This window comes from Gelidibacter algens (assembly GCF_001678675.1).
GTDB classification, from domain to species: Bacteria; Bacteroidota; Bacteroidia; order Flavobacteriales; family Flavobacteriaceae; genus Gelidibacter; species Gelidibacter algens.
The window spans coordinates 1-7,361 of sequence record NZ_LZRN01000080.1 but is presented as its reverse complement, the minus strand read 5'-3'; the positions used below and the strand labels follow the sequence as shown (position 1 = coordinate 7,361).

The 7,361-nt window shown below is 31.0% G+C and carries 10 protein-coding genes; all 10 read left to right on the top strand.

All coding sequences use genetic code 11. The features are described 5' to 3' along the window. Positions 1-343: 343 nt before the first annotated feature. On the top strand, positions 344-1,264 hold the full coding sequence (locus tag A9996_RS18750) for a WD40/YVTN/BNR-like repeat-containing protein (RefSeq protein ID WP_211272669.1): 921 nt from the start codon (positions 344-346) through the stop codon (positions 1,262-1,264). A 144-nt stretch (positions 1,265-1,408) separates the two neighbouring features. Beyond that, a complete protein-coding gene (locus A9996_RS18745; RefSeq protein WP_066438932.1) occupies positions 1,409-2,131 on the top strand; it encodes a DUF3108 domain-containing protein in 723 nt (240 codons plus the stop codon). 65 nt (positions 2,132-2,196) lie between these two features. Beyond that, on the top strand, positions 2,197-2,685 hold the full coding sequence (locus tag A9996_RS18740) for a P-loop nucleotide/nucleoside kinase family protein (protein ID WP_066438928.1): 489 nt from the start codon (positions 2,197-2,199) through the stop codon (positions 2,683-2,685). A 22-nt stretch (positions 2,686-2,707) separates the two neighbouring features. Next, entirely contained in the window at positions 2,708-3,238 is a 531-nt protein-coding gene (locus A9996_RS18735) for a GNAT family N-acetyltransferase (RefSeq protein ID WP_066438926.1), read from the top strand. Between the two features lie 15 nt (positions 3,239-3,253). After that, the gene (locus A9996_RS18730; protein ID WP_066438923.1) at positions 3,254-3,886 is read left to right on the top strand and encodes a hypothetical protein; all 633 of its coding nucleotides are present in this window, start codon (positions 3,254-3,256) and stop codon (positions 3,884-3,886) included. Positions 3,887-3,984: 98 nt separating this feature from the next. Next, the gene (locus A9996_RS18725) at positions 3,985-4,563 is read left to right on the top strand and encodes a hypothetical protein (protein ID WP_146608929.1); all 579 of its coding nucleotides are present in this window, start codon (positions 3,985-3,987) and stop codon (positions 4,561-4,563) included. Positions 4,564-4,568: 5 nt separating this feature from the next. Next, positions 4,569-5,327 (top strand): leucine-rich repeat domain-containing protein, encoded by a 759-nt coding sequence (locus A9996_RS18720; protein WP_066438919.1) that lies wholly within the window; start codon positions 4,569-4,571, stop codon positions 5,325-5,327. A gap of 66 nt (positions 5,328-5,393) precedes the next feature. Further along, positions 5,394-6,416 carry a S1 family peptidase gene (locus A9996_RS18715; RefSeq protein WP_169817275.1) on the top strand — a complete coding sequence of 341 codons (1,023 nt, stop codon included), beginning with the start codon at positions 5,394-5,396 and terminating at the stop codon, positions 6,414-6,416. Between the two features lie 52 nt (positions 6,417-6,468). After that, entirely contained in the window at positions 6,469-7,020 is a 552-nt protein-coding gene (locus A9996_RS18710; protein WP_066438913.1) for an alpha/beta hydrolase family protein, read from the top strand. Continuing rightward, positions 7,017-7,295, top strand: a complete 279-nt coding sequence (locus A9996_RS18705) for a hypothetical protein (protein ID WP_066438910.1) — start codon at positions 7,017-7,019, stop codon at positions 7,293-7,295. Before A9996_RS18710 ends, A9996_RS18705 begins: the two co-directional genes overlap by 4 nt. Positions 7,296-7,361: the final 66 nt, after the last annotated feature.

Here is a 7,361-nt window from a genome sequence, read left to right as displayed (position 1 = left end):
AGATATACGTTAAAATATAGAATCAAAAATAACTAGAGTTTTTTTTTTGAGTGGTAAACGATTTTACTTAAGTTTTTTTGGTGCTGACTTATAAGCTAGGTCGATTTCTTCGCTTTATTTTCAAATATTTGCTACCAGATATGATGATTTTTCACAAAACAGATTTAGAACACCTATGCATGTTTTATTTCGGGTTAGTGGTATTATAAGCTCTAAATAATTTTCTGTAAAACAACATTTATATTAATTCTAAACTCTTATATAATGAAAAAACTAATTTTTTTTATTCCCCATTCTGTTGATGATGATGTCTTGTAATTCTGATGATTCTGAAAGCTTACCCGTGGATAACATTTCTGATTTAAAATTGGAAAACCTTAATTTTTTATCTTCCAATATTCCGGAGGACTTTTATGATGATTTAACCTTTGTAGACGAACTAACGGGATATGCTGTATCAAGGATAGGAAAAATTGTAAAAACAATAGATGGGGGTACAACATGGACAGTTCTTAATTCCGCAGCTAACTTTCCTCTAAAAAAAATACAATTTATAGACCAATATAATGGATACATTATTGGTGGGGATGATACTGGAAGCTATATTTTAAAAACTATTAACGCTGGAAATACTTGGAGCATCATTAATTTAAATACTGTTGAAAATGGCTCTCCTAATGGCATGTATTTTAAGAATAAAGATGTCGGATTTATCACCGGAAATAGGTTTTTTAAAAAAACGGCAGATGGTGGTCAAACGTGGACTAATGTGTTACCTAATTCTATTGAAGATTACCAACGGGTTAATTTTAATATCAACAAAACTCTTGGCTATGTCACCTTTAATTCTAGCAACTACCTTAAAACAAATGATGGTGGATCTACATGGCAATTAGTTGAAGAGAGGGCAGATTACAGATTTAGTGAAATATATTTCGTGGAAAATCAGGTTTTTTTCAAAAGTAATCTCAATGTAGTTAATTTAAACTTTAATAAAAGTATTGAAATTCCAAGTTCGGCTCACAAGTTACTATATCTAACTGTTGATAAATGCATAGGTATTGGTCAGCACTACGAAATAGGATTTTTACCTTACGGAGATGTGTTATTCACAAATGATAATTGGGATGCTTTTTTACAACGTTCTTATCAACCTGCATCTGAATCAATGGTTTTTACTGCGATTGCCAAAATGTCAAAACATAAAACCATGATGCTCGGAACAGGGCAGATTTACACAAAAATTGTAGTTCTGACGTATTGAACTAAATTTTTTAAACAAAATTAAATTTCACTTCGAACTCAAGAGGAAAATTTTGATACAGATTGGAGGTTAACAGCCCATGGGACTACCGACATTATTTTTTAATATAATTATAATTAATATAATCTATAGTAAAATAAATAAATGAAAAATCTAGTGACCGCTTTAGCATTTTTGGCAACCTTTCTTGCAAAGGGTCAAACAAATCCAAATTTTGATTTCAATTTTGAAACCAAATGGATTAAAAATGAAAATTATACCACGATATTCTATACTGTAAATGATACTATTAAAACTGAAATTGGCAGAATGAACAACACAGTACAAATTGAAGATGGTTTTATTACGCAAAGTATGATATTGAAGAGCAAAATGTTTAAAAATGATTTTATTGATATAACGACTTGCCATGCAACTACTTTAAAACCTGTTTTTCATTCATCATTTAATGATCAAAGGATAATAACAGTCGCTTATAATCAAGGCATCAATGCTATATATAAAAGTTTAAATGATGATAAAATCAAAACCTACTTTCAACCCATAAAAGAAAATATATCGTTTATTGAAAGTAGTCAGTATCAAAATGCCGTTATGTGGCTGCCGCTTAAAGAAGGGTATAGCCAAAAGATTAAGACTTTTAACTATGATCCCAATTCTGAAACAGGCTTTTCGGAAGTTCAAATACGAAAAGTTTCATCTGAAAATTACCAAACAGAAAAATCCGGGTTAAGGTCTGTTTGGAAAGTGATAGTGATTTATGGAAGTAAAGAATCAGTATCTGTTCATTATATAGATAAGGAAGACCGCAAGCTTTGGAAAACGGAGGTTAATGGAGGGAAAGTTCTCATTATTAGAGAAGAGTAATTCAGGTTGAAAAAGTCATGTAAGTATCACGCAGAGAAGTTAACCAAAAAAAATTAGAAAAACTAATGATACACCTTATAGTTGGAAATACAGGTTCCGGAAAAACTACATATTCAAGGGAATTGAAAAAAAGCACCAATGGCGTTATTTTTTCAATTGACAGGTGGAATAGAATCCTATTTCTTCCTGATAAAAAGTCAATTAACGGCCTTGAATGGTTTCTAGAAAGAATAGATAGAGCCGAACAAATGATAATTGAGTTAGTTCAACAATTGGAAAATTTAAAAACTGATTCTATTCTTGATTTGGGACTTTCAAAATTTGAGCACAGAGAAAAATTTATAAAATTCGCCAAATCAAATGGATACGATATAAAACTTCATTTTTTGGATATTTCAAAAGAGACTCGATTTAAAAGGATTATGAATCGAAATGATGAAAAAGGAGCTGAATTTGAGTTTATAGTAAGTAAAGAAAATTTTGATTTTATGGAAAGCTGGTTTGAGAGACCAAATGTAAAAGAAATCACTGATGGAATAATTATTTCAGAATAATAAACTTTTAAAAACACTAAATATGATAGAAACAGAAAAACTTTTATTAAGACCTATTACCATGAAAGATAGCCAACAAGTTTTTAGTTATCGTTCAGACACCGAAACAAATAAATATCAGGGTTTTATACCAAAGGAGTTGAAGGAAGTTGATGAGTTTATCGCAAAAAACCCATTGGAATTTAATCAACCTGAATCTTGGTTTCAATTGGTTATCATTGAAAAATCTTCGAAGGAAATTGTTGGAGATATCGGAATCCATTTCATAGGAAATGATGGTTTCCAATGTGAACTTGGATGTACATTAAGCAATAAACACCAAGGAAAGGGGTTTGCCACTGATGCAATGAGAATTACTATTGATTATTTGTTTAATACTTTAAATAAACATAGAATAATCGGTTCAGTCGACCCAAATAATTTGGCTTCAATACACCTTTTACAAAGGTTAAATTTTAGAAAGGAAGCTCATTTTAAAGAGAGCCTATTAATTGATGGACATTGGGTAGATGATATCGTATATGGGATTTTGAAAAGTGAATGGGAATATTAAAATCAAAATGAAATAATGAATAAATTTAAAAATAAGATCCTACCACAAATAGCTATTATCTACACTAGATATTTAGTTGGAGGAGCATTTGTTTTTGCCAGTCTTATAAAAATAAAAGGAAGTCGGTTTACATCTGAAAGCGGTGAATTGAGCGCGATAAATAGCGCGTCACATTATTTTGAAACCATGTACCAGTCGGGATTATATTGGAAATTCATAGGTGTCAGCCAATTAATAGCTGGGTTTTTCTTGATGACCCAAAAGTTCTCTAAACTAGGAGCAATTGTTAATCTTCCCATTGTAGTGAATATCTTGATTATTACGCTGTCTTACGATTTTGCTTATACTCCTATAGTCACTGGATTTATGCTTTTAGCTAATCTTCTGCTCATAATGTGGGACTGGAACGAAATTAAAATCTTGTTTAATCTAACGCCAACGATAGATAAAGGTTTCAGGTTGGAAAAGGATTTTGTTTGGCAAATTATTGGATTGATTTTATTTGTTTATACTTTTTTCTACAGATTAGTCATTGACAGATATAATATACTGTTTTGGGCCAGCACGTTTTTTTTATTAGGATTTACAGGATTAATAATTGGATTATACAAAGAGAGGAGAAGAAAATCGAAAAAAATAATAATTTAAAAGACGCATTTGCAAACCTAAATGGATTACAAAAGATTTTTTTGAGTCATAACAACCGAATCATAAAATCGAATGTACAATAAATAAATAGTAATGTTTTGAACTACCATGTAAAAATTATCGCTGCACTTTTGGTAACATTCCAATCACTCGCCCAAAAGAAAATTGAATTTGTCTATCCAAACAAGGTATTTGACACCATTACGGCAGGAAATCAAATAAATGAATCTGGAACTGCAACCATTAATGGAAGGGCTTTATTGGATGGCAAACGAGTTGGATATTATGTGAAGATATCTCTTTTCCCACTTAATGAATATTTTATGGAATATTTGGAATTGGAAAAACAATTTGGCTTGAAAGGGAAAATGAGGGCTAGTCTATCGCCATTGGCACTCTCTTACAGGCTTATCACGATTTCTAGGGATGCTGAAACATTTACATTTACCAATTTAAAACCGGGTAAATATTATATTGAAAGCTACGTCACCAAAGTAAAGGAAAAAAGAGGGGCACATTATGTTGGTCAAGAATCAACAACTTTTGAAGGTTCATATATTTCTGGTCCTCCTATTTTTCAAGAATACACTTATAATAAATTTAAACAGCATCATTTAGCTGGTATGGTAGAAATAGATATAGAAGGCGAAACTGTACAGGTAACAATTCAAAACTAGCTCATATGAAACTCAAAATTATCTTTTTTCAGCTTATAATTTTCTCTCAATTTTTGGTTGCACAAGTGGTTAAAATTCCCGATTCCAATTTTAAAAGAGAGCTTCTGACTAAAGGTGTCGATATCAACAATAACGGCGAAATTGAAGTTTCTGAAGCTAAACAGGTCAAAGTCTTATATGTTGACAGACAAAATATTTCGTCGTTAGTTGGGATTGAACAATTTACAAATTTGGAAGAATTTGGCTGTTATTATAATGATATTAGGCAATTGGATTTAAACAATCTTACAAAATTAAAAATGTTGTATGCCATGAACAATCAACTTGAAAGCATCAATATCGATAATTGTTTGGCTCTAAAACAGATTTACATTCACAATAATCCTAATTTGTATGTCAATGTAGATTTTAAGAACTACAAGAACCTTGAAGAAATTTGGGTTGACAATACCAGAACCCCTAAAATTGATGTCAGTAATCTGAAACATCTAAAACAGATCCATGCTGAAAATTGCAGACTGAAGGAATTAAAATTGGATGGCTGTAAAAGTCTTGAGTCATTATTCTTAAATAAAAATGAATTGACTACCGTTGATTTCAAACAACTACCATTGATTAATTTTATAGGCCTATCCTATAATCCTGTCGAAAAGGTCAACATTAAGCAGCTCAAAAAACTTGTAAAATTCAATTGTGTTGATTGTTATGGAATAAAACAATTAAACACAAGTGGTTGCGAGAATCTTGAACCTATTTTATGGTAATTTATCTTTTTAGAAAGGGAGCGTTTCCTGATAAAATAAAATCAATAACTAATAAAGACAATGATTATGAAAAATAAAGATTGGGTATTTCTTGTTTTTTCACTCTTTTTTTTAAGTATTCTAGGATGCTCAAAAGATAGTTCAAATGTAGTAATTGAACCACCTTCGGGAATTATAGACACCAATCTTATCAAGTTGGAAGATGCTGTAAAGCATCCTAACATTCAATTTGTCAACCTAATAAATAAAGTAAGAGGAAGTGTTGGCACATTGGGTCCAGCATCTAAAGTAATTTGGAGCAGAAAGAATGATTATGGACTAGGATTATATATATCAGCGAATCATGTTTATGGCGTTGAAACTTGGAATACTAGGGCTGAATCATTCGTAAATTTATCATCTGTGAATAATGGCATTTTTTTAGGTTCTCAAATTCCCCAAAAGAATGGTAATGTATTGCTTGGGAATGAATTCATAGCAGATTTTAAATTATACCATCCTGAAATTCCAATATCCGCCACGAATGCAACGATTTTACCAGCAAATGATTTTTACCTTGGTATTCTAGATAACCAAAGGATAAATGATAATGGTTTTGCCGTATATCCAGAGAATGTTCAAACGAGTCATCCATTAGAAATTTACGACCCGAATAGCAGAACAACCCATGCTCAAACTTGGTCAAATCCTATTGAAGGAAAAACAATAATGGTCGTTGGCTATCCACAGGACCGAATAAGTTATCCGAATGGAGCAGTTTCTACTGGTAAGGTATTTACAAATACCGATGCGGAGTCTATTATAGCTCAACTCAAAATCAAAGGAGATGAAGAAGGGGATATACCATATGATTCGAACGTGGAATTTATAGCCAATGCAAAATCACTTCCGGGTATGAGCGGTGGGGGCGTTTTCAATTCTGAAGGTCAATTATTAGGCATATCTGTAAGAGCAACTGTTTTAAATAATGAACCAATATTAAGGGTTGTTAAAATGACATATATATGGAATAAATTATCTTCCTTTTATAATAATCTCTCAACGACAGACAAAAACAAATTGCTGCCATTTGTTAATGGCGAGTTGTAAAAAAATCAAAATAATGTATGATTTGATTACTAGGGATTGATTAAAGATAAAAATGAACACAACTATAGATATTCATTCGCACAAAGAGCATTTAATTAACATCAACATTTATGAGGGAAAACTTCACGAAAGTGTATTGGTCATCTGTTCTGCAACCGGAGTAAAACAAACTTATTATAAAAAAATTGCAAAATATTTTCAAGGATACGGTATTACTGTTATAACATTTGATTATGAAGGAATTGGAAATTCTTTAAAGAAAAATATAAAACATTCAGAGACAACTCTCACGGATTGGGGCAAAAATGATTTGGAAGCTGTTTTGGAGTATAGCGAAAAAAAATTTCCCAATTATAATCTAATCATTTTAGGACATAGCATTGGAGGGCAATTGATTGGTTTAGCAAAAAAAGCACTTTTGGCAAACAAGATAATTTTAATATGTTCTCAAAGTGGTTATTGGGGTCATTGGGAGGGTATTGGCAAATTAAAAATGTGGCTGAACTGGAATTTTTTATTTCCTTTTTTAATTAATCTTTTTGGATACATGCCGTCAAAAAAAATTAGCAATATGGAAAATTTGACCAAAAAAAGTTGCGATTGAATGGAAAGAATGGTGTAACAGACAAAAACTACCTTCTTGATCATTTAGATTCTGAAAGGTTATTTTTTGATAGAATAAATTGTGAATTAATTTCATATAGTGTTGATGACGACCAATATGCTCCAAAAAAAGCGGTTGATTGGTTGATTTCAAAATATTCCAACACTATCAAAACTCAAATTCATATAATGCCAAGAGATTTCAATGTTAAAAGCATAGGACATTTTGGATTATTTCATGAAAAATTCAAAGATTACTTTTTTGGCATAATTTAAAAAATGAAGTCATTAAATAAATATATTAAATAAAGTTTTTTACTATTTAAATGTAGCAAAACAAAC